The sequence below is a fragment of the Methylobacterium sp. 391_Methyba4 genome (assembly GCF_029691625.1).
In the GTDB taxonomy this organism is placed as follows: Bacteria; Pseudomonadota; Alphaproteobacteria; order Rhizobiales; family Beijerinckiaceae; genus Methylobacterium; species Methylobacterium fujisawaense.
Genome location: NZ_CP121475.1, coordinates 5,185,984 through 5,208,327, shown reverse-complemented (window position 1 = coordinate 5,208,327; position 22,344 = coordinate 5,185,984). Strand labels below are relative to the sequence as shown.

Here is a 22,344-nt window from a genome sequence, read left to right as displayed (position 1 = left end):
CGCCTCCTGCCGGGGCGCGGGGCCGTCAGCGGGCCCGGAGCCGCCGCACCGCGGTGTCGCCCGCGAACTGGACCACGCACACGAGGGCGATCAGGATCGCGATCACCGCCATCATCACGGTGGTGTCGAAGCGCTGGTAGCCGTACCGGATGGCGACGTCGCCGAGGCCGCCCGCGCCCACCGCCCCGGCCATCGCGGAGGCGCCGATCATCGACACCACCGTGATGGTGAAGCCCGCGACGATCCCCGGCAGCGCCTCGGGCAGGAGCACGTGGGCGAGGATGTGCCGGCGTCGGCAGCCGATGGACTGGGCGGCCTCGATCAGGCCGGCATCCACCTCCCGCAGCGAGACCTCGGCGATCCGGGCGAAGAACGGGGTGGCGCTCACCGCGAGCGGCACGATGGCCGCCCAGACGCCGATGGTGGTGCCGGCCACCAGCCGGGTGAACGGGATCAGCGCCACCAGTAGCACGATGAACGGCACGGCCCGGAAGCCGTTGACCACGGCCCCGACCACCCGGTTGGCCGCCGGTGCCGGGACGATGCCGCCGGGCCCGGAAATGACGAGGAACAGCGCCAGGGGCAGGCCGGCCAGCACGGCGATCCCGGCCGAGACCCCGACCATGAGCCCGGTGTCGAGGAAGGCCTGCCAGAGGCGGTCGATCATCTGCGGGGTCATGCGGGGCTCCGGGTCGGTGGGTTCGAGGGGGAACCGCTTGCGCGGCGGAGTCTCTGCCGGGGTCCGCGGGGAAGGCGGCCCATCGTCGCCTCACCCCGCCTCCGCTTCCGGGGCGACGTAGCCGAGCCTCTCGACGGCCCCGCCGAGCGCCCGCAGGCGCGCCTCCACGTCCGGATCCGCGCCCGGGACGGCGACCAGCATCCGGCCGACCGCGTGGCCCTGGATCCGCTCGATGCCGGCCTGGAGCAGGCGCACCGGCGTGCCGGCCGCCACGGCGAGGCCCGAGAGATCCGGCGTCCCCTGCCCGGCCCAGGTGATCCGCAGGATCGCGGATCCGCCGGGTGTCGGCAGCGGCTGCAGCCGGTCCGCCAGATCCGGCGGCAGGCCGCGGGTCAGCGGTTCGAGCAGCGCCTGCGTGGTCGGGTGCTCGGGCGCCCCGAAGACGCGCCAGACCGGCCCGGTCTCGACCACCCGGCCCCGTTCCAGCACCACCACGTCGCTGCAGATCTCGCGGATCACGTGCATCTCGTGGGTGATCAGGATGATGGTGATCCCCAGGCGCCGGTTGATGTCGCGCAGCAGGTCGAGGATCGCCAGCGTGGTTTCCGGGTCGAGGGCGGAGGTCGCCTCGTCGCAGAGCAGGATCTCCGGATCGCTCACGAGGGCCCGGGCAATGCCGACCCGCTGCTTCTGGCCGCCGGAGAGCCGCGACGGGTAGGTGTCGGCCTTGTCCTCCAGGCCGACGAGGCGCAGCGCCTCCGCGACCCGCGGGCCGATCGCGCTTCTGGGGACGCCCGCGACCGTCAGCGGCAGCGCCACGTTCTGCCGGACGGTCTTGGCCGCCAGCAGGTTGAAGTGCTGGAAGATCATGCCGACGCGCCGGCGCAGGGCCACGAGCCCGTCGGTGTCGAGGGCATCGACGGGGGCGCCGTCGACCAGAACCCGGCCGGAGGTGGGCGCCTCCAGCCGGTTGACCATGCGCAAGAGGCTCGACTTGCCCGCCCCCGAGCGGCCGATGATGCCGAAGATCGCCCCCGCCGGAATGGCGAGGTCGACGCTGTCGAGCGCGCGGACCGGTCCGGCGGCGGACGGATAGGTCTTGGAGACCGCCTCGAACCGTACCGTGCCGGGCCTCCGGCCGGGCGCTGCGGCCGGACCTGGGGCGGTGGCCGCGGCGCCCGGACTCCGCCGTCCGGTCGCGACCGGCGTGCCCGGAGTGTGCAGGCTGTCGAAGACGAGGCCGGCCATCAGTTCTGCCACGCCAGCAGGTAGAGCTTGTCGCTGTCGGCGAAGGACTTGCGGATCTGCCGCTTCACGGCGTCCGAATTCTGAAACAGGGTCACGAACTTCCGGATCGCCGGGTCGTCCTTGCGGGCCGTCTTGGTGACGAAGCTGACCGTGAACAGCTTGTCCTCAATGCCGGAATAGATCAGCCCGCTGGTCGGGTCGAAGCTTCCGGCCGCCACGATGAAATGCGGATAGCCCTGCGCGAGATCGACATCGCCGGTGATCCGCGCGAGCTGCGGTCCCTCGACCTCGGTGAATCGCAGCTTCTTCGGGTTCTCGACGATGTCGTCGAGGGTGCCGAGGAAGCCGACACCGTCCTTCAGCCTGACCAGCCCGGCCTTCTGGAGGAGCAGCAGGCCGCGGCCCTGGTTCACCGGATCGTTGGCGAGCGCCACCGACCCGCCCACCGGGATCTCGTCGAGGCGCTTATGCTTCAGGGAGTACAGGCCGATATTGGACAGGATCCCCTGCCCGACGATGTCGAACGCGTAGCCCTTCTGCTTGGCCGCGTTCTCCATGAAGGGGCGGTGCTGGAAGAAGTTCACGTCGATGTCGCCGGCATCGAGCGCGACGTTGGGCGTCGTCCAGTCGCTGAACTCGACCACCTTCACGTCGAGGCCCTCCGCCTTGGCCTCCCGGGCCGCCACCGTGACGGCATCGCCGTAGGCCCCGGGCACGACGCCGATCCGGAGGGCCTCTGCCCCGGCGGAGGATGCGCCGAGGCAGAGCGCCGCGACGGCGAGGAGACGCAGGATCTTCATCGGGCAGGACTCCGGCGGGGCAATGATCGGGCAATTCCGGATGTGGAGCCGCGAGACAACGGTCGACATCCGACGCGCAGGCGCGGGCGATCCCTCGATTCGACAGGCACAATCTTGTCCGGATGAGCTTCTTGAGAAAGTCTAGATCAGCTCGACGCGATCCGAAATTCCAAAGATGATTGTTTGGCGACATGAAAGATCTCCGGAAGGCCCGGTCAGGGGGATGCGGATGCTGCGTGCATCCCGTACGGCGCCTCTCGATCCTCGTCTCGGACGAGACCGGACCAGTGCCCGTCGGATCGGGACCGTACCGGTCATCGAGCACGAACCGTGGCTCATCCAAGACCGCGTTCGTCCGCGAACAGGCCGCGACCGATAGCCCTGGATCCGGGGGATGAGCCTGCGCGGGAGGATTCCGTGCCCCGTTGGGCGGCCCCCAGGCGACGCCGGCACAGCCTGGGGACCGCGCCCGACGTCCGCGTCCACGGCCGACGGCGATCCCCGCAGATCTGTCGCGCGAGAAGACATCGAGTGTCTGTTTTCGCGACACTTTCCCGGCTCGACGGCGCGTACGGCCCTGACTCACGAAAATGTAGGCTCCCGCCACCGCGGGCATCATCCCGAACCCGGAACCCGGCCGTGTCCGAAACGTCGGGCCGGTCGCGACCACCGCGGCCGATCCCCGGCCGGGGCGGGCTGGCCTGTCCGGGGAGCATGATGGCGCAGGGGAACGACAGAGCGCGCGCGGCCCACGCGGCCGTGTCCGGCCCCGTGGGCGCGCCATGACCGCAGATCACGGTGTCTTCGCCTTCGCGCATGTCGGCGATCTCCATCTGGAGCGGAGTTCCGACCCCCATGCCGCCGACCTGCGGGCGATCCTCGCGGAGGTGGACGGGCTGCACGGACACGGCCTCCTCGACTTCGCCTACCTCCCGGGCGATCTCGCCGAGGACGGGCGGGCGGAGCAATACGCGGTCCTGCGCGAGGCTCTGCGCCGGCACCCGGACCTGCCGGTGCGCCTGATCGCCGGCGACCACGACCGCCAGCACGGCACGATGACGGATTTCGACGCCCTGTTCGCCGCGGTGGCGGGCAGCCCCCGCGGCGGCGGCCACGCGGCGCGGCGCCATGACCTGCCGCGCCCGCACGACCCGGCCCCCGTCACGCATTACTACTTCGCCGAGACGTTCGCGGGCGTGCGCTGCCTGTTCCTCGACATGGTCAGCCCCGGCTACGGCCGGAAGGGGTTCGGCCTCGACTTCCGGCTCGGCCCCTGCCAGCTCGCCTGGCTCGCCGAGGAGCTGGCCCGGGCCGACGAGGAGGGCCGGCCCTGCGCGGTCTTCACCCACACCTACCCGGACGATCTCTGCGTGCCCGACGAGAAGGCGGCGCTGGCCGGCCTGATCCGCCACCACGGCGTGCGCCTCGTCGAGATGGGCCACACCCACTACAACGAGCTCGCCCCGGACGGGCGCACCCTCTACGCGGCGGCCCGCTCCGTCGGCCAGAACGAGGACGGCTCGGTGGGCTACGCGGTCGCGGCGATCGACGGGCCGGTCACGAGCTGGCGGTTCAAGCCCCTCGACCGGGCGCTGCCCTTCGTGATGATCACGAGCCCCGCCGACCGGCGCCTCGCCACGGCGCCCCTCGCCATGGCGGACGGCCGGATCTCCGTGCGCGCCCTCGTGCTGTCGGACAGGCCGCAGGGCGACTGGTGCTGCTGCGTGCGCGTCGATGACGGGCGGCCCCACGCGATGGTGCCGGACGGGCCGCGCACCGTCCATGCCCGCATTCCCTGGCCGGAGGGCGCCCGCCGCCTCGCGGTCACGGTCACGGACGGCACGGGGCAGGCCGATACCGAGGTGATCGAGCCCGTGGGCCGGAGCTTCGTCCCGCCGACCGCACCCGATCGCCCCGGCAGCGACGCCACCCGGCTCCCCGCCTGGCCGCAGAAGGGGCTTCGGGGCGACCAGCTCGGCCCGAACCGCAACGGCCGGCCCTGGTAGCCGGCCTCACCCGAATCGCGGCACACCGCACCGCACGATCCACTCCACCAAAGGACCACCGGACCCGATGGGCGCGCTGACGCTGACCCCCAATATCGCGACCTGGGCGATCGCCGCGCTCGCCACCCTCGGCGTCATCCTGCGGCCGTTCGCGTGGCCGGAGGCGATCTGGGCCGTGCTCGGCGCCGGCGCCCTCGTGGCCCTCGGCCTGCTCGCCCCCGCCACCGCCTGGGACGGCGTGCTGAAGGGGACCGACGTCTACCTGTTCCTCGTCGGCATGATGCTGATGTCGGAGGTAGCCCGGAAGGAGGGCCTGTTCGACTGGCTCGCCTCGATCGCCGTGCGCGCCGCCAAGGGCTCGGCGACGCGGCTGTTCACCCTGGTCTATCTCGTCGGCACCGTGGTCACGGTGTTCCTGTCGAACGACGCCTGCGCGGTGGTGCTGACGCCCGCCGTCTACGCGGCCACCAAGGCCGCCAAGGTGGAGAAACCCCTCCCCTACCTGTTCATCTGCGCCTTCATCGCCAACGCGGCGAGCTTCGTGCTGCCGATCTCGAACCCGGCGAACCTCGTGGTCTTCGCCGAGCACATGCCGCCGCTGGTGCGCTGGCTCGGCCTGTTCGCGCTGCCCTCGCTGCTGGCCATCGCGACGACCTACGCGGTGCTGCGGCTGACCCAGGCGAAGACCCTGCGCGGGCAGGAGGTCGCCACCGACGTCGAGGCCGTGTCGCTGTCCCGCACCGGCCTCGTGGCGGGGATCGGCATCGTGGCCACCGGCGGCGTGCTGATCGCCGCCTCGGCGCTCGGCCTCGACCTCGGCCTGCCGACCTTCGTGGCCGGGCTCGCCACCACGATCGTCGTGCTGCTGCTCAAGCGCGGCGGCCTCGTCGAGGTGGCCAAGGACGTGTCGTGGAGCGTGCTGCCGTTGGTGGCCGGCCTGTTCGTGCTGGTGGAAGCGCTGGAGAAGACCGGCGTCCTGGCGATGCTGGCGGACCTCCTGAAGGGCTACGCCCACGCCGCTCCGGAGGCCACCGCCTGGGGGGCGGGCGGCCTGGTCGCGGTGCTGTGCAACCTCGTCAACAACCTGCCGGCCGGCCTGATCGCGGGCGCCGCCGTGCAGGCCGCCCACGTTCCCGAGAAGGTCGCGGGCGCGATCCTGATCGGCGTCGATCTCGGGCCGAACCTCTCGGTCACCGGCTCGCTCGCCACGATCCTCTGGCTCACCGCCATCCGCCGCGAGGGCCAGGATGTCGGCGCCTGGACCTTCCTCAAGCTCGGCCTGCTGGTGATGCCGCCGGCCCTCGCGCTGGCGCTCGCCGGCCTGCTCCTCGTCTGATCCCTTCCCGGAAACCCAAGGTCCGCGCCCGTGACGGCAGCCCTCCTCTATCCCTTCATCCTGGTGGCGGGCGCGCTGCAGGCGATCGGCAACGCCATGAACGCGCAGCTGCGGGGCCGCATGGTCAATCCGTGGCTCGCCGCGACGGTGTCGTTCCTGCCGATCGTCTTCGTGTTCACGACCCTATTCTTCACGATGCCGACGCCGCTGCCGAGCCTCGACAGCTTGAGCAAGATGCCCTGGTACGCGCCCCTCGGCGGCCTGGCCGGCGCGGTGGCGGTGTTCGGGGGGCTGGCTTTCATCGACAAGGTCGGCGCCGGGCCGTTCAACGGCCTGACCCTCACCGCCAACATCCTCACCTCCCTGGCGATGGACGCGCTCGGCCTGTTCGGCCTGCAGGCCGCGGGCTTCAAGCCGATGCCCTGGCTCGGCGGCCTGCTGATGGCCGTGGGCGTGATCTTCATCGCGCGCTCGGGGGGCAGGAGCAACGGCGGCGAGGGGCACGGCGAGGGGCACGGGATGTCGGGCAAGCTGCTCTACCCGTTCATCCTCGTGGCCGGCGCCCTGATGGCGATCGGCGTGGTCTGGAACGCGCAGCTCCGCGGCGCCCTGGAGAACCCCTGGCTCGCCGCCACGGTGTCGTTCGTGCCCGTGGTGTTCGTGTTCGCCCTGATGTTCCTGCTGCGGCCGTCGCCGCTGCCGACCCGGGACGACATCGCGGGCGTTCGCTGGTGGATGCCGCTCGCTGGGATCACCGGGGCGGTGGCGGTGTTCGCCGGGCTGCTCTTCGTCGACAAGGTCGGGGCCGGGGCCTTCAACGGCCTGCTGATCACCGCCAACCTCCTGACCTCGGTGGCCCTGGACCATTTCGGCTGGTTCGGCATGAAGCAGGTCAAGGCCGGCCCGCCGCGCCTGATCGGCGCCGCCGTGATGGTGGCCGGCATCGTGCTGATCTCGCTGTTCTGAGCATCCGGACCGATGTGGAGCCTGCCCGCCTGGTTGCTGCGCCGGGAAATGCTTCTCCTGGCGGGCGCCGCCCTCCTGGGCGCGGGCGGGATCGCGGCGTGGGTCCTGCTCCAGGCGACGGTCCTGACCATCGCGGTCGCGCCCCGCGACGGCACCGAGCCCGGCCTGATCAAGGCCTACGCGGACGCGCTCGAGGCCGCCCACGAGAATGTCCGCCTGAAGATCCTGTCCTTCGACGACGTGCGCGAGAGCGCCGCCGCCCTGCAGGACGGCCGGGCCGACCTCGCGGTGGTCCGCCCCGACGTGCTGCTGCCGACGAACGGGCTGACCCTGGCGATCCTGCGCGACCAGGCGATGGTCATCGCCTCGCCCGAGCAGGCCGGGATCACGAGCTTCCCGAAGCTCGCCGGCAAGCGTCTCGGCATCGCGGCGCACCGGGACGCCGATCTCTGGCTGCTCCGGAATCTCCTCGGCTATTACGGCCTCACCCTGGAGGAGGCCGCCGGCCCGGCCCGGGACTCGACGGTCCTGCTGGTCCCGGTCGATCAGGAGGCGGTGGCCGGCGCCTTCCGCGAGAGGCGGATCGACGCCTTCGTCAGCATCATCGCCCCCTCGGCGCCCAAGGCGCTGGCCCTGGTCTCGGCCGTGCAGGGCGTCGCCCGCGGCGGCAAGGTGGCGTTCGTCGCCGTTGAGGATGACGGCGCCGTGATCGAGCGCTTCCCGCGGCTCCAGGCGGTCACCGTCCCGGGCGGCCTGTTCGGCGGCCGCCCGAAGCTGCCGGCCGACGACGTGAAGACGGTGGGCGCCTCGTACCGGCTGATGGCCCGCGCCTCCTTGAGCCGCGTGGTGGCGGCCGACGTGACCCAGCAGCTCTTCGAGAAGCGCAGCGCCGCCGCGCTGGCCACCGACGCCGCCGAGTACGTCCAGGCCCCGGCCTACGACACGACCGTGGCCGCCACCAGCGCCCGGATCCCGATCCATCCCGGCGCGATCGACTATTACGAGCGCGACCAGCACGGCTTCATCGAGCGCTACGGCGACACCCTCTACCTCCTGGGCGCGCTGGCGGGCGGCCTCGTCTCGGTGCTCGCCTGGATCCGGAAGCGCCTCGCCAGCCTGCGCCGGGAGCGCATCGACGAGATCATGGACCGGCTTCTGGAGATCGCCGGGCAGGCCCGGGCGCTGCGCGACCCGGCGGCGATCGAGGCGCTCACCGTCGAGGTCGACGCGCTGGCCATGGACGTGGTGCGCTACGCCCGGGAGCGGGAGCCGGACACCCGGATCCTGTCGGCGGCGTCCGTCGCCATCGACACGGCGCGGGCGACCATCGCGGATTGCCGGACGCAGGCGGTCGAGGGCGGGGGGCGGATCGGGCGGTCCGTCCGGCTGCACGGCGCGGGCGGGGCCTGACATGTCCGGTCCCGCCACCGTGCCCGCGCCGGACGTCGCCTCCGTCCGGGACCGCGTCGAGGCGCGGGTGCAGCGATCCCTGCGCTCGCGCACCGTGACCTGGATGACGGTGGGCTTCGCCACGATCCTGGTGATGACCGCCATCGCGCTCGGCGCCTTCGTCTACCAGCAGCGCGGCATCGACGCCGTGCGCCACACCGTGGCGGTGGACGGGCGCCTCGCCCGGGTGCTGTCGGCGGTGCAGGACGCCGAGACCGGCCAGCGCGGCTACCTGCTCACCGGCGACGAGGCCTTCCTGCTGCCCTTCACCGAGGGCCGGCTGAACGTCGACCGCCAGCTCGATTGGCTGCGCGACCTCGTCCAGGATGACGCCGACCAGAGGGCCGAACTCGACACCCTGGCCGCCCTGATCCGCGAGAAGCTCGACGAACTCGGTGCCAGCGTCGCCCTGATGCGCGGCGGCGACAGCGCCGCGGCCCACACCTCGGTGGCGGACGGACGCGGCAAGCAGGTGATGGACGCGATCCGCGACCGCGTGCGCCGCATGGAGACGTACGAGGCGGACAGGATGGAGCGGCGGCAGGCGGCGGTGTCCCGGATCGCCCTCGCCCTCTGGATCATGGTCGGTGCCCTCGCCGTCCTGTTCGTGCTGTTCGCCGTCTCGGCCCTGCGGGAGGCGACCCGCCGCAACCGGCTGTCGCGGTTCCTGCCGCAGGAGCTGGTCCTGCGGCTCGCCGACGGCGACGGGAGCCTGAAGGCCGGCCGCCGCCAGCAGGCCGCCATCGTGTTCGTCGACATGCGCGGCTCGACCACCCTGGCCGAGAACCTGGATCCGCACCGGCTCTCCGAGTTCCTGTCCGCCTTCCGGCGGCGGGTGACGCGCCTCGCCCGCCTCCGGGGCGGGGTGGTCGACAAGTTCATCGGCGACGGTGCCCTGGTGGTGTTCGGCCTGCCCGAGCCCAGGTCAGACGATGCCGCCCGTGCCCTCGCCTTCGCCCAGGATCTCGTCGCGGTGATCGCCCGCTGGACCGACAGAGCCGGGCCCACGGGGACCGTGCGCATCGGCGTGGGCGTCCATTACGGCGAGGTGTTCTGCGGGATCATCGGCGAGGAGGCGCGCTACGAGTTCACAGTGCTGGGCGATGCGGTCAACGTCGCCGCCCGCCTGGAACAGGCGACCAAGCTCCACGGTGTCCCGATCCTGGTCTCCGAGGCCGCGCGGCGCGCCGCCGGGGCCCCGGTCGAGGCGTGGCGCGAGGTCAGCCGCGAGCCCCTGCGGGGACGCCGGGAGCGCATGGCCTATCATACCCCCGCCGGCCCGGGGCCGGCCGCGCCGGCGCCCTGTGGAGACGAAGATGTGCCGCTTCCGGCGGCAGGAACGGCGGTCTGAGAAGAACCTGTTTGCCGCCGATGGCGGATAGAGAACAAGCATCTCCCCGGACAGAGAAATACGAAAGACGCGTCCATTGCGAAGGGACAGGCCGAGCGCGACATTCGCCATCATGCGCAGCGCCTCCGAAAACCAGTCGCCGGCCTTCGATCCGTTCGGCGAGCCCGTCGCCGACGGCGTCGCCCGCGCCTGCCCGGCCACCGCGGCCGGCGACCGCACGGCCCGTCGCGTCGGCGGTGCGGTGTTCTGGACGCTGGCCCTGGCGATCCTGGCCGGTCGCGTCTACGCGTACGATCTTCCGGCCGTTCAGGTCGTCGCCACGCACGCCGCACAGGCCCTCGCCCTGCGCTGACAACCCGGATCGGGTTTCCGGCCGGGGCGTCGTTCCGGGCCTCTCAGTACGTATCGGCCAGGTAGGCGGCGATCGCGCCGGCATCGGCCTGTTCGATGGGGGCGTGGTAGGCCTTGATCATCTTGGACACCTCGGCATCCCAGAACGCCTTCCCGCGGCCGGGCGGCTGCGTGGCGATGTAGTCCACCGAGTGGCAGGTCTGGCAATTGGCCTGGGCCGCCTCGTAGCCCGGGGTCAGGCTGTCCGCCTTCGGCGGCCGCAGCTGCGCGGTCGGGTCCGGAACCGCGTAGGTCCGTGGCGCGGCCCAGGCCGAGCCGGCCGTCAGGCCCCCGATCATCGCGCCGAGCAGAAGCATACGCATCCCGTTCGTCCTCCCGTTCGCGTTCACGCCGCCTGCACCCGGGTGGTCTCGACGCCGTTGCGCATGTAGCCGGACGGGTTCCAGCGGGACGCCATCGGCTGGCTGCTGCCGTCGTTGGCGGTGGCCCGGACCCGGATCGCGTGGGCGCCCGGCGTGAGCGCGGCCGTGAGCGACCAGGGCCGGAACGCGTAGGGGCCGAGATCCCGGCCGAGCGCGGCCTCGGTCCAGGTGGCGCCGTCGTCGGTGGAGACCGCGACCGTCCGGATGCCGGAGCCGCCGTCGAAGGCGATGCCCCGCAGGGAGACCGGACCGGCGGTCACGCGCGCGCCGTCGGCCAGATTCGTGAGGAACGACCGCACGTTGAGGCGCCCGATCGGCACCGTGGCGGCGGCCGCCTGGCCGGGTTCGGTGCAGGCGCAGGGATTGTCGGGGATGCGGTAGGCGGTCTTCATGAAGAAGCCCTCGAAGGGCTTGTCCAGCACCGTGACGGTATCGAGGTGCTTGACCCAGTAGGTGCCGTAATAACCCGGCACCACGAGGCGGAGCGGGTAGCCGTTGAGCCAGGGCAGGTCCTCGCCGTTCATGCCCCAGGCGAGCAGCACCGCGCCGTCGCCGGCCTGGTCGAGGGTGAGCGCCTTGGCGAAGTCCGGCGTCTCGGGCAGCACAGGCCGGTCGAGCCCGTTGAAGGCGACCTGTACGGCCCCGGCCTTCACGCCGGCCCGGTCCAGCACGCTTCTCAACGGCACCCCCGTCCACCGCGCGCAGCCCATGGCGCCGTTGCCGAGCTGGCCGCCGGCCATCCGGGGCTCGAAGAAGCCGCGGGAATTGCCCGAGCACTGGTTGACCGCCACGATCTCGGTCCGGCCCGGCAGCGCCTTCAGCTCCGACAGCGACAGCGCGACGGGTCGCTCCACATGGCCGCCCACGGTCAGCCGGAACGCCTCCGGGTCGATCTCCAGGGGGATGTCGGCGAGGTGGTAGCGGACGAAGAAGGCGTCGTTCGGCGTGATCGCGCCCTCGTCGAAGACCGCGAACGGCGTCTCCAGCTGGGGCGGCCGGGCGGTGGTCTGCAGCAGCGGCCGCTTGCCCGGATAGGCGACGAGCGGGCGCTCGCCGTTGCCGAAGGGCAGCTGCGCGTCCTCTCCGGCCCAGGCGGGCCGCAGGCCGCTTCCCGCCGCCAGGGCACCGAGCGCGGCGCTCTTCAGGAAGGCCCGTCGTGCCGGATCGGTCATCCCCTGCTCCCTCCCGGTCTGCCCCGACAGCCTCGGTCGCGCGGCGCCGGATCCATGGGATAGCCTGCGCCGGGCGAAAGGCCCAGATCCCCCCGCGTTCAGCCCTGCGTGAGATGCCGGCGCACCGCCGCGGCGATCACGGCCGAGACCCGGACGTTCGATTCCTGCGTCACCCCGGCGATGTGGGGCGTGAGGATCAGGTTCGGCACGCCCGCGAACGGGGCGCCGGCCGCGGCGTCGAGGGGCTCGCGGTCGAACACGTCGAGGGCCGCGCCGCCGAGATGCCCGGACCGCAGGGCGGCCGCCACCGCGGCCTCGTCGACGATGCCGCCCCGGGCGGCGTTGATCAGCACGGCGCCCGCGGGCATCCGGGCGAGGGCGGTCGCGTCGATCAGGCCGCGGGTCTCCGCGGTGAGCGGGACGTGCAGGGAGAGCACGTCGCTCTCCGCGATCAGCGCCTCCAGATCCCAGCGCCGCACCGGACCGTATGGGGGCGTCCAGGCCGGATCCTCGGCGGCCAGGAACGGGTCATGGGCCGCGATCGCCATGCCGAGGGCAGCGGCGCGGCGGGCGGTCTCCCGGGCGATCGATCCGAAGCCCACGAGCCCGAGGCGCTTGCCGGCGATCTCGCGCCCCATCAGGGCGTTGCGCGGCCACGTCCCCGCCGCGACCGCCTCGCTCGCCCCATAGGCACCGCGCAGCAGCAGCAGCGCGGTGGCGACGACGTACTCGGCGACCGCGCCGTCATTGGCGCCCGTCGCCGGCTGGACCGTGATCCCCCGCGCCCGGCAGGCCGGAACGTCGATGTTGTCGAGGCCGACCCCGAGACGCCCGACGATCCGGAGGCGTCGGGCACCCGCGAGCAGCGCGCCGCGGACCTGCGTCCGGTTGCGCACGATCAGGGCGTCGGCCTCCGCCACGGCGGCGGCGAGTGCCTCGGGCCGGTCGACGAGTCCGGGATCGTACAGGGTGTCGAAGCCCGACAGGTCGGCGGCGATCGCCGCAGGGTCCATGAATTCGCTGATGACGACCTTGGGCATGGCGCGCCTGTTCCCCGGTTCCGCGTGGTCGCCCCCCGCTAGAGCCGTTCCCGGGCGCGTGGCAACACGGATCCGTCCCCGCCCGCGACGCGGCCGGGACGATTCCGGCGCTCCTTCAGGCGACCGCGCGGACGGTCTGCTCCGCCGGAGCGGCCGTGCGCGGCGCGCACGCGATCCGTATGCGCTCGATCAGGCCGGGGATCTCCCCGGGCGGCCGGGCCGGGCTGTACAGGAAGCCCTGCGCGCTGTCGCAGCGCCGCAGCCGGAGCAGTTCGGCCTGCTGTTCGGTCTCGACGCCCTCGACCGTGACGTCGATGCCCAGGTCGCGGGCGATGACCATGATGGCCGCGATCACCGTCAGGCATTCGGGGCGGCTGCTCAGGTCGCGGACGAAGGCGCGGTCGATCTTGATCTTGTCGACCGGGAACTGCGTCAGGTAGCTCAAGGAGGAATACCCCGTCCCGAAATCGTCGAGGGCGATCCGCACCCCGAGCGCCCGCAGGGAGCGGAGATTGTCCAGCACGTGCGGCGTGTTGGCCAGGAAGATCGACTCGGTGATCTCGATCTCGAGGCGGTTCGCCGCCAGGCCGGTCTCGGCCAGGACCGCCGCGACGTCGGCGAAGAAGTCGGGCCGGCGGAAATGGACCGACGAGATGTTGACGGCGACGCGCAGGCTTGCCGGCCAGGTCAGCGCCTCCGTGCAGGCCCGCCGCAGGGCCCAGCGCCCGATCGTGACCACGAAGCCCGTTCCCTCGGCGATCGGGATCAGCTCGGCGGGCGAAACGGGACCGAGGCCCGGCCGGGTCCAGCGCAGCAGCGCCTCGCAGCCCACCACGTGGCCGTCCTGCAGGCTCACGAGCGGCTGGTAGTGCAACGTCATCTCGCCGTCGGCGATGGCGTGGCGCATCGCCTCGTCGAGTTCGCGCCGGCGCTGCACGCGCACTTCCAGGCCGCTGTCGAAGTCCCGCCAGCGCCCCTTGCCGGCCTCCTTGGCGCTGTAGAGCGCGAGATCCGCCTTCCGGAGCAGATCCTCGGGATCGGTTGCGTCCGCGGGCGCGCAGGCGATCCCGATACTGACGCCGATCTCCGCCCGGACGCCGTCGAGGAGGTAAGGCTCGCGCAGGGCCCCGATGATGGCTTCGGCCAGGGCCTGCGCCGCCGCGGCATCCCGGCCGCGCTGCAGGATCGCGAACTCGTCGCCCCCGAGGCGGAACGCCTGCGCGTCGGCCGGGAGCAGGGCGCGCAGGCGATCGCCGACCTGCCCCAGCAGGGCATCGCCGGCGGCGTGGCCGATGCTGTCGTTGACGGTCTTGAAGCCATCGAGGTCGAGGTAGAGCAGGCTGACCACCGGGGCCGGCCCCTGCGCGACCGCTGCCGCGCAGGCCTCCGACGCGACCGCGTGGAACATGACCCGGTTCGACAGGCCCGTCATCGGGTCCCGCGTCGCCAGGAAGGCGATGTGCGCTTCCGTCCGGCGGGCCTCCGTCATGTCCGAGCCGACGCCCCGGAAGCCTGCGAAGCGCCCTCCCTGGTCGAGGAAGGGCTTGCCGCTGAGCCGGAGCCAGCGCCGGCCGGCCGGCGTGTCGACGGCGATCAGGAGCTGGTGGAAGGGGGTGCCCCCGCGGAGGCGCTCCAGCAGGTCGACGCTCTGATCGGCCTCGATCGGCGCCTCCCTCCGCCCGGCGAGCAGGGCCTGGAACCGGGCGTGCTGGAGCGTCTCTACCGGGCGGGCCAGGACATCCGCCATCCGGGTAGAGACGTGTTGGAACTGCCCGGTCTCGTCCGTCTCCCAGAGCCAGTCGCTGGCATTCGCCTCGAAGGCGTTGAGCAGCAGACCGATCGTCTCACTCTGATCCTCGACGCGCACCCGGTCCAGGATGCGCTGGCAGGACAGGCGGCTCATGCGGCGCACGCTCGTCACCACGAACACCGCGTAGACGGCGAGCAGGAAACCGATGCTGAGCGCGATCGGCTCCCCGGACCGGGCGAGCCCGACGAAGCTGCCGACGATGACCGGGACCGCGAACAGGTACGAGACCGACAGGAGCGGCCCGACCACGTAGGCGTCCGAGATCAGGCCCGCCACGATGGCGACGACGAGCAGCCGCTCCTCGCTGCTGCAGGGGGTGAACAGCACGACCGGCATGGTCGCCCAGGCGAGGCCCAGGGCGAAGGCCAGCCCTGCCGAGATCCGGCAGCCCCACCGGACGCTGCGTTCGGACGCGGTGCCGGCATAGGCGCGCCAGTAGAGCCAGGTCGTGTAGGTCGTTGCCGTGATCAGCGCCGCGACCACGGCGAGCAGGCCGAGAAGATAGGTGTGCGAGGCCGAGCCCCAGAAAAAGTACGTGACGGCCAGCGCGATGATCAGGTGCGTCACCGCCGAGTAGGTGGCGAGCTTCAGCGTCTCGTCGAGGAGCCCGGTGCGCACCTGCAGCCGGTAGCGGTTCGGCAGCGCGTCGACCGTGTCGGGGCCGCGGAGGCGGCCGAGCAGCGATCCCGTCCGGCGCCGCGACCGCCGGGCCGGATCGGGCCCGCCGGCCGGGCCGGCGGCCGCGGCGGACGTCTCACGCGACATGGCGGGGCTCGACCCTCATCGTCAGGCCGCCCTTGGGCCGCAGCGTCACGCGGAACTGCGTCGCGGGCATCGCCCGGGTGACCGGTCTGAAGCGGAAGGCGGGCAGCAGCGTCGCCAGGATGACGAGGCACTCGGTCAGGGCGAGGCTCATGCCGATGCACACCCGCGGGCCGGCTCCGAACGGCAGGTAGGCGTAGCGGTCGCGCGCGGCGGCCCGCTCGGGGGCGAAGCGATCCGGATCGAACACCTCCGGCCTGTCCCAGAGCAGGGCATGCCGGTGCAGGGCGTAGACCGGCACATGGACCGATTGCCCGGCCGGCACGACCCTGTCCCCGAGCCGGACCGGCGCCCGGGTCCGCCGCACGATCAGCGGCGCCGGCGGATAGAGGCGCATCACCTCGAGGAGCACCTGGCGGGTGTAGGGCAACCGGTCCGCGGCCTCGGGATCGGCGGCGGGGTCGTCGCCGAGCCGCGCCATCTCGGCGACGACGCGCGCCTCCACCTCCGGGTGTTCCGCCAGGACCCGGAGGGTCCAGGCCAGCGCCAGGGCGGTGGTCTCGTGGCCCGCGGCCACGAAGGTCAGCAGGTTGTCGACGACGCGCGCTTCGGGGAGCGGCTGTCCGGTCTCCGGATCCCGCGCCTCCAGCAGGAGGCCGAGGAGGTCGGTGCCGGGCTCGCCGCGCGCCCGGCGGCGCGCGATCGTCCGGGCGACCTCGCCGCGCAGGTGGCGCACCGCGGCCGCGCCCCCCCGGGCCCCGGGATGCGGGACCCAGGCCGGGGCGCGCAGCATCGCGAGGGCGATCTTCCAGCTGGTCTGGCCGAGATAGGCGTCCATCGCGCGCCCGAACGGCTCGACCTCCAGATGGGGATCGCCCGACACCATCGTGGCGACGATCACCTCGAAGGTGGTGCGCATCATCTCGTGCAGGACGTCCCGCTCCGCCCCGGCCGGATCGGCGCCATGCCAGCGCGTCCGCGTCGCCGCGGCGGCCCGGGCCATGGCCGGCACGAAGCTCCGGACCCGGTCCGGGCGGAACATCGGGCTGGCGGTCCTGCGCTGCCCCCGCCAGTGGGAACCGTCCGCGGTGAGGACGCCCGAGCCGAGGGCGGGCGCGAGGGCCCGCAGCATGAACGGCTCCCGCTCCAGCGCCTCGGCCTGATCGACCAGCAGGCTGCGGATGTGTCCGGGGTCGCAGACGTAGGTGGTGCGCTGGCCGAGGAAGCGCGTTGTCACCAAGGGTTGTGTGTAGATCTGCCGGGGCCAAGCCTCGATCAGGCTGCCCAGCATCGTGACGAGCACCGATGGCAGGGCGATCGCCTCCGCCACAGCCTCCCCCACGGCCTCCGTGAGCGGCAGCCTTCCCGGCTCGCAGACCCTGAACGTTCCGACCGCTGGCATCCCGGCACCCTCGCGGGACCAGATTCGAGGCTCAACGTTAAGTTTTGGCGCTCCTCGGCGCCGCCGTCGAGGCATTCGCGCCCGGGCGGTGCGGAAATCGCCGCGGTGCTTACCGGAGGCTTACCGGAATGCCTCCGGGAAGCCGTGCGGCCGGACGGGGGATCCGGCACGCGCCGCCGACGCGGATGCCGGGCGGGCGGGTCAGACCGACGGCCCTAGCGGGCCTGCGCCCGGAGGGCCTCGCGGAGCCGGCCCTCGATCAGCAGGGCCGAGCCGTAGTGGAACTCGATGTCGAAGGCGTGGCGCTGGTTCATCGAGAGCGACGCGCTCTGCATCGCGACGAGATGCCCGGCCTCGTCGAACAGGCCCGAGCCCGACCCTCCGTAGCCGTCGTTGCAGTCGTGGCGGGCGCGGCGGATGTCGCCCTCGCTGGGCGGATCGATCCGCCGGATGGCACAGGATTCCCGGCTGCTCTGACCGCGGTAGTTCTCGTGGCCGGCGGGGGAGACCATCGTCACCGGGAGCGTCAGGTCGCCGGTCGGAAGGTGCGGGGCGTCCGGGATCGGCTGCGGCCGTGCCTCGGCCGGCTCGGCGAGGCGCAGGAGCGCCCAGTCGTCGGTGATGTGCAGGCGCCGCGCCTCCGGCTCGATGCCGAGTTCCAGAAAGTCCGGCGCGAAGCCGTAATTGCGGCCGGCGATCTGGAAGTAGCAATCGGCAACGGTGCGGGTGACCTCCAGTTGGCGATTGCGGAAATTGTGCGCGTTCATCAGCACGAGGGAGCGGGTCCCGATCAGCCAGGCGGCGGCGGCCTTCTGGGGGATCCCGTCCGGGCGGCGGCACCACAGGACGCCCGCGCCGGTAAAGCGCTCCAGATCCGCCCCCGTCAGTTCGCGCCGCCCGTCCTGTGCGTAGAGGGCGGCGAAGCGTTGTCCGCCGCCGGTCCCGGCCGCCGTGGCCGGAATCGCGACACAGGTCGCCAGCGCCAGAAAGCGGCCTGCGCCGCCCGTGACAAGACCCATCGCGTCCTCCCGGAGCGGGTCGGCGGACGGCACCGTGCCCGCACGCCCGCATATCGTTTCCGCTTGTCTGGGATGGATGTCGGCGATCGGTCAAGACCTCGCTGATCTTACCAAATCTCCGGTGGCGTATTGCCAGATTGTCCCGAAAAGAAATGTTTCGTTTTGCAAAGACACGCATTACAAGCCGTGCGAATAATCGAGTGGCGCACAACGATAATAAGTCTTTCATAAGCCTAGCGAATACTGGAAATAGCCGGGATATCGCGATGCTGAAAGCGGATTTGTCGTCGGAAGACGTGTCGCCATCGGATGAACACCACGATGACTGCGAGGCCAAACGGCGTGGCAGTCCGGCGAGGAGACGCAGGATGATCAGGCTCCGGAATTCCGTCTCGGCATTGGCGATCATGGCGCTCGCGCCGGTCGCCATGGCGGGCGTGGCGCAGGCCAACGACAAGCTCGTCGAGAAATCGAAGAGCGACGAGAACTGGGTGATGCCCGGTAAGAACTACGACTCGAACAATTACAGCGATCTGACCCAGATCAACAAGAGCAACGTCAAGCAGCTCAAGCCGGCCTGGACGTTCTCCACCGGCCTGCTCAACGGCCACGAGGGCGCGCCGCTCGTCGTCGACGGCGTCATGTACATCCACACCTCGTTCCCGAACAACACCTTCGCCCTCGGCCTCGACGACCCGGGCAAGATCCTGTGGCAGGACAAGCCCAAGCAGAACCCGGCCGCCCGTTCGGTCGCCTGCTGCGATCTCGTCAACCGCGGCCTCGCCTACTGGCCGGGCGACGGCAAGACCCCGGCGCTGATCCTCAAGACCCAGCTCGACGGCAACGTGGCGGCGCTGAACGCCCAGACCGGCGAGACGGTGTGGAAGGTCGAGAATTCCGACATCAAGGTCGGCTCGACGCTCACCATCGCCCCCTACGTGGTCAAGGACAAGGTGATCATCGGCTCCTCGGGTGCCGAGCTCGGCGTCCGCGGCTACCTCACCGCCTACGACGTCAAGACCGGCGCGCAGGTCTGGCGCGCCTACGCGACCGGCCCGGACGAGGACCTGCTGCTCGCCAAGGACTTCAACATCCACAACGCTCATTACGGCCAGAAGGGCCTCGGCACCTCGACCTGGGAGGGCGATGCCTGGAAGATCGGCGGCGGCACCAACTGGGGCTGGTACGCCTATGACCCGGGCACGAACCTGATCTACTTCGGCACCGGCAACCCGGCGCCGTGGAACGAGACCATGCGTCCCGGCGACAACAAGTGGACGATGACGATCTTCGGCCGCGACGCCGACACCGGCGAGGCGAAGTTCGGCTACCAGAAGACCCCGCACGACGAGTGGGACTATGCCGGCGTCAACGTGATGATGCTGTCCGACCAGAAGGACAAGGACGGGAAGATGAGGAAGCTCCTCACCCACCCGGACCGCAACGGCATCGTCTACACCCTCGACCGGACGGACGGGACGCTGGTCTCGGCCAACAAGATCGACGACACCGTCAACGTGTTCAAGTCGGTGGATCTGAAGACCGGCACGCCGGTGCGCGATCCGGAATACGGCACCCGGATGGACCACCTCGCCAAGGACATCTGTCCCTCGGCGATGGGCTACCACAACCAGGGGCACGATTCCTACGATCCGAAGCGCCAAGCCTTCTACATGGGCATCAACCACATCTGCATGGATTGGGAGCCCTTCATGCTGCCCTACCGGGCGGGTCAGTTCTTCGTCGGCGCGACGCTGAACATGTATCCGGGCCCGAAGGGTGACCGGCAGAACTACGAGGGCCTCGGCCAGATCAAGAGCTACAACGCCATCACCGGCAAGTTCAACTGGGAGAAGATGGAGCGCTTCGCGGTCTGGGGCGGCACCACCGCCACCGCCGGCGACCTGGTCCTCTACGGGACGCTGGACGGCTTCATCAAGGCGCGCGACTCCGACAACGGCGACCTCCTCTGGAAGTTCAAGCTGCCGTCGGGCGCCATCGGCTACCCGATCACCTATACCCACAAGGGCACGCAATACGTCGCCATCTACTACGGCGTCGGCGGCTGGCCGGGCGTGGGCCTGGTGTTCGACCTCGCCGACCCGACCGCCGGCCTCGGCGCGGTGGGCGCCTTCAAGAAGCTCGCCAACTACACCCAGATGGGCGGCGGCGTGATGGTGTTCTCGCTGGACGGCAAGGGCCCCTACGACGACCCGAATGTCGGCGAGTACGAGCAGCACGCCGCCAAGTAGGGCCCGCCGAGTAGGGCCATTCAAGTAGGGCCCGCCTTCATCCCGCCGGCCAAGCGGCCGGCGGGACTCCGGGCCGGGTCCGGGACGCGCGGGGCGCCACGGCGCCCCGCAGCCCGGCCGCGCCCCTCCGGACCGCCATCAAGAAACGCTTCGACAACAGGGATCAACGTCCATGCCGCGCCCGCGCGCCCGCATCCTGGCGGCCCGTTTCGCCGCCGTCCTGACGCTCGCCACCCTGGCCGCCGGGCCGGTGGCGGCCCAGGACTCCGAGGCCCAGGCCATCCAGCAGGATCCCGGCAAGGCCCCGGCCGCCCCGCCGGCCGACCCCGCGACCCTGCGCATCTGCGCCTCCGAGAAGCAGCCGCCGCTCTCGATGCGGGACGGATCGGGGCTCGAGAACCGCGTCGCCGTGGCGGTCGCGGAGGCGATGGGGAAGAAGCCCGTCTTCGTCTGGCTGCCGAAGCCCGCGATCTACCTCGTCCGCGACGGCCTGGAGAAGCGGACCTGCGACGTGGTCGTCGGCCTCGACAGCGACGACCCGCGGGTGCTGACCACGAAGCCGTACTACCGGAGCGGCTACGTCTTCATCACGCGCGCCGACAAGGATCTCGACGTGAAGTCCTGGTCCGACCCGCGGCTCAAGACCCTCGACCACATGGTGGTGCCGTTCGGCTCCCCCGGCGAGGCGATGCTCAAGGATATCGGCCGCTACGAGGAGGACATGGCCTACCTCTACTCGCTGGTGAACTTCCGCTCGCCGCGCAACCAGTACACCCAGATCGACCCGGCCCGCATCGTCAGCGAGGTGGCCAACGACAAGGCCGATGTCGGCGTTGCCTTCGGTCCCGACGTCGCCCGCTACGTCAAGGATTCCCCGACGCCCCTGCGCATGACGCTGGTCCCGGCCGACACGGTCGGCAGCGACGGCCGCAAGGTCCCGCAGGTCTTCGACCAGTCGATGGGCGTGCGCAAGGACGACGAGGCCCTGCGCAAGGCCCTCGACGCCGGGATCGAGAAGGCGCGGCCCGCCATCGCGGCGATCCTCAAGCAGGACGGGGTGCCGGTCGTCGCCTCGAACTGAGCCCCGCCCGCCCCGACTCCCCCGAGACCGGCCCGGCGCGCCCGGGCCACCGACCAAGACATCAGGATCCGCTCAACAGATGCTCATCGTTCGTTCGGCACGCGTCGCCCTTCTCACCCTCGCCGTGGCCATGCCCGTTGCGGCCCGCGCGCAGCCCCAGTCCGGCCCGCAGACCGGGATCGTCTTCCGCAACACCATCACCGGCGAGGCGATGGACACGGCCGAGGGCAAGCCGGGCGGGCGGGACACGCAGGCGGTCAAGACCTTCTTCCAGACCGGCAAGAATCTCTACATCGACGACAAGTCCTGCCTGCGCAACGGCGAGAGCCTGTTCCTGACTTCGTGCTCCGGCTGCCACGGCCATCTCGGCGAGGGCAAGGTCGGGCCCGGCCTCAACGACGATTACTGGACCTACCCGGCGAACACGACCGATGTCGGCCTGTTCTCGACCCTCTGGGGCGGCGCCAACGGCATGATGGGACCGCACAACGAGGATCTCAATCCCGACGAGATGCTGCAGGTCATCGCCTGGATCCGCCATCTCTACACGGGTCCGGTGAAGGATGCCGAGTGGCTCACCGACGCGCAGAAGAAGACTTACAAGCCCTTCAAGGAGGGCGAGACCTTTGCCAAGGACGTGCCCGGCCAGTGCAAGCCGCTGGACTAGCCGTTCTCGGCAAGTCGCGCCCCGCAGGAGACGGGGCGAACCGACGGCCCGACCGGCCGGCCAAGGAAGAGACGGAGGAATCAACGATGCGCACAGTGATCACGACGGCGATGCTGATCGCGGGGGCGGCCTTCGCGGTGCCGGCGCTGGCCTATGACGGGCAGACCTGCAAGGCGCCGGGCAATTGCTGGCAGCCGAAGCCCGGCTTCCCCGAGAAGGTCGCCGGGACCAAGTACGATCCCAAGCACGACCCGAAGGAGGTCAGCAAGCAGGCCGAATCCATCAAGCAGATGGAGGAGCGCAACAAGAAGCGGATCGAGAACGCCAAGAAGACCGGCAAGTTCGAGTACGACGTCGCCAAGATCTCGTCGAACTGATCGCGTCGAACGGATCGCGGCCGACCGATCCGGCCGGCCGATCGGGCGTCCTGGGGCCGGCCCGCGCCGCGGCGCCGGCCCGCAGCGACGCTCGGTACCGCGCGCCGCACCGACACGCCGCATCGACACCCGGCGCCACCGTACCGGCGCCCCG

At 71.4% G+C, this 22,344-nt stretch carries 19 protein-coding genes; 10 read left to right on the top strand and 9 right to left on the bottom strand.

Annotated features, from left to right (window positions below):
• Positions 1 to 25: 25 nt before the first annotated feature.
• The 3 genes from P9K36_RS24575 to P9K36_RS24565 all read right to left on the bottom strand — a co-directional run bounded on the left by P9K36_RS24575 (position 26) and on the right by P9K36_RS24565 (position 2,727).
• A complete protein-coding gene (locus P9K36_RS24575) occupies positions 26 to 679 on the bottom strand; it encodes a methionine ABC transporter permease (protein WP_278306159.1) in 654 nt (217 codons plus the stop codon).
• Positions 680 to 769: 90 nt separating this feature from the next.
• Entirely contained in the window at positions 770 to 1,927 is a 1,158-nt protein-coding gene (locus P9K36_RS24570; protein ID WP_278306158.1) for an ATP-binding cassette domain-containing protein, read from the bottom strand.
• On the bottom strand, positions 1,927 to 2,727 hold the full coding sequence (locus tag P9K36_RS24565; RefSeq protein ID WP_278306157.1) for a MetQ/NlpA family ABC transporter substrate-binding protein: 801 nt from the start codon (positions 2,725 to 2,727) through the stop codon (positions 1,927 to 1,929). Before P9K36_RS24565 ends, P9K36_RS24570 begins: the two co-directional genes overlap by 1 nt.
• 782 nt (positions 2,728 to 3,509) lie before the next feature.
• On the opposite strand from P9K36_RS24565, the gene P9K36_RS24560 reads away from it, so the two are divergent.
• The 6 genes from P9K36_RS24560 (at position 3,510) to P9K36_RS24535 (ending at position 10,187) form a co-directional block, all read left to right on the top strand.
• Positions 3,510 to 4,733: a metallophosphoesterase gene (locus tag P9K36_RS24560; protein ID WP_278306156.1), complete on the top strand. Its 1,224-nt coding sequence runs from the start codon at positions 3,510 to 3,512 to the stop codon at positions 4,731 to 4,733.
• Between the two features lie 67 nt (positions 4,734 to 4,800).
• Positions 4,801 to 6,069: an arsenic transporter gene (locus tag P9K36_RS24555; protein ID WP_278306155.1), complete on the top strand. Its 1,269-nt coding sequence runs from the start codon at positions 4,801 to 4,803 to the stop codon at positions 6,067 to 6,069.
• 30 nt (positions 6,070 to 6,099) lie between these two features.
• Entirely contained in the window at positions 6,100 to 7,035 is a 936-nt protein-coding gene (locus tag P9K36_RS24550) for a DMT family transporter (RefSeq protein WP_278306154.1), read from the top strand.
• Between the two features lie 12 nt (positions 7,036 to 7,047).
• Entirely contained in the window at positions 7,048 to 8,445 is a 1,398-nt protein-coding gene (locus P9K36_RS24545) for a TAXI family TRAP transporter solute-binding subunit (protein WP_043352333.1), read from the top strand.
• Between the two features lies 1 nt (position 8,446).
• Positions 8,447 to 9,835: a CHASE3 domain-containing protein gene (locus tag P9K36_RS24540; RefSeq protein ID WP_278306153.1), complete on the top strand. Its 1,389-nt coding sequence runs from the start codon at positions 8,447 to 8,449 to the stop codon at positions 9,833 to 9,835.
• Positions 9,836 to 9,947: 112 nt separating this feature from the next.
• Positions 9,948 to 10,187 (top strand): hypothetical protein, encoded by a 240-nt coding sequence (locus P9K36_RS24535; RefSeq protein WP_278306152.1) that lies wholly within the window; start codon positions 9,948 to 9,950, stop codon positions 10,185 to 10,187.
• A 43-nt stretch (positions 10,188 to 10,230) separates the two neighbouring features.
• On the opposite strand, the gene P9K36_RS24530 is transcribed toward P9K36_RS24535, so the two are convergent.
• From P9K36_RS24530 to P9K36_RS24505, 6 genes are all read right to left on the bottom strand, one after another.
• Complete coding sequence (locus P9K36_RS24530; protein ID WP_053610245.1) at positions 10,231 to 10,548, bottom strand: sulfite:cytochrome C oxidoreductase subunit B; 318 nt, start codon at positions 10,546 to 10,548, stop codon at positions 10,231 to 10,233.
• A 23-nt stretch (positions 10,549 to 10,571) separates the two neighbouring features.
• A complete protein-coding gene (locus P9K36_RS24525; RefSeq protein ID WP_179697417.1) occupies positions 10,572 to 11,780 on the bottom strand; it encodes a molybdopterin-dependent oxidoreductase in 1,209 nt (402 codons plus the stop codon).
• A gap of 98 nt (positions 11,781 to 11,878) precedes the next feature.
• Positions 11,879 to 12,820 carry an NAD(P)-dependent oxidoreductase gene (locus P9K36_RS24520; protein WP_278306151.1) on the bottom strand — a complete coding sequence of 314 codons (942 nt, stop codon included), beginning with the start codon at positions 12,818 to 12,820 and terminating at the stop codon, positions 11,879 to 11,881.
• 115 nt (positions 12,821 to 12,935) lie between these two features.
• Positions 12,936 to 15,395 carry an EAL domain-containing protein gene (locus P9K36_RS24515; RefSeq protein ID WP_278306150.1) on the bottom strand — a complete coding sequence of 820 codons (2,460 nt, stop codon included), beginning with the start codon at positions 15,393 to 15,395 and terminating at the stop codon, positions 12,936 to 12,938.
• Positions 15,385 to 16,794, bottom strand: coding sequence for a cytochrome P450 (locus tag P9K36_RS24510; protein WP_278306149.1), 1,410 nt, complete (start codon positions 16,792 to 16,794; stop codon positions 15,385 to 15,387). Before P9K36_RS24510 ends, P9K36_RS24515 begins: the two co-directional genes overlap by 11 nt.
• 215 nt (positions 16,795 to 17,009) lie before the next feature.
• Positions 17,010 to 17,813, bottom strand: a complete 804-nt coding sequence (locus P9K36_RS24505; protein WP_278306148.1) for a trypsin-like peptidase domain-containing protein — start codon at positions 17,811 to 17,813, stop codon at positions 17,010 to 17,012.
• A 368-nt stretch (positions 17,814 to 18,181) separates the two neighbouring features.
• Here P9K36_RS24505 and P9K36_RS24500 point away from each other — a divergent pair, with 368 nt between their 5' ends.
• The 4 genes from P9K36_RS24500 (at position 18,182) to P9K36_RS24485 (ending at position 22,190) form a co-directional block, all read left to right on the top strand.
• Entirely contained in the window at positions 18,182 to 20,065 is a 1,884-nt protein-coding gene (locus P9K36_RS24500; RefSeq protein WP_043386654.1) for a methanol/ethanol family PQQ-dependent dehydrogenase, read from the top strand.
• Between the two features lie 172 nt (positions 20,066 to 20,237).
• Positions 20,238 to 21,146, top strand: a complete 909-nt coding sequence (moxJ, locus tag P9K36_RS24495; RefSeq protein WP_043386657.1) for a methanol oxidation system protein MoxJ — start codon at positions 20,238 to 20,240, stop codon at positions 21,144 to 21,146.
• 79 nt (positions 21,147 to 21,225) lie between these two features.
• Positions 21,226 to 21,813, top strand: a complete 588-nt coding sequence (gene moxG / locus P9K36_RS24490) for a cytochrome c(L), periplasmic (protein WP_043759515.1) — start codon at positions 21,226 to 21,228, stop codon at positions 21,811 to 21,813.
• Positions 21,814 to 21,899: 86 nt separating this feature from the next.
• On the top strand, positions 21,900 to 22,190 hold the full coding sequence (locus tag P9K36_RS24485) for a methanol dehydrogenase [cytochrome c] subunit (protein ID WP_043386662.1): 291 nt from the start codon (positions 21,900 to 21,902) through the stop codon (positions 22,188 to 22,190).
• Positions 22,191 to 22,344: the final 154 nt, after the last annotated feature.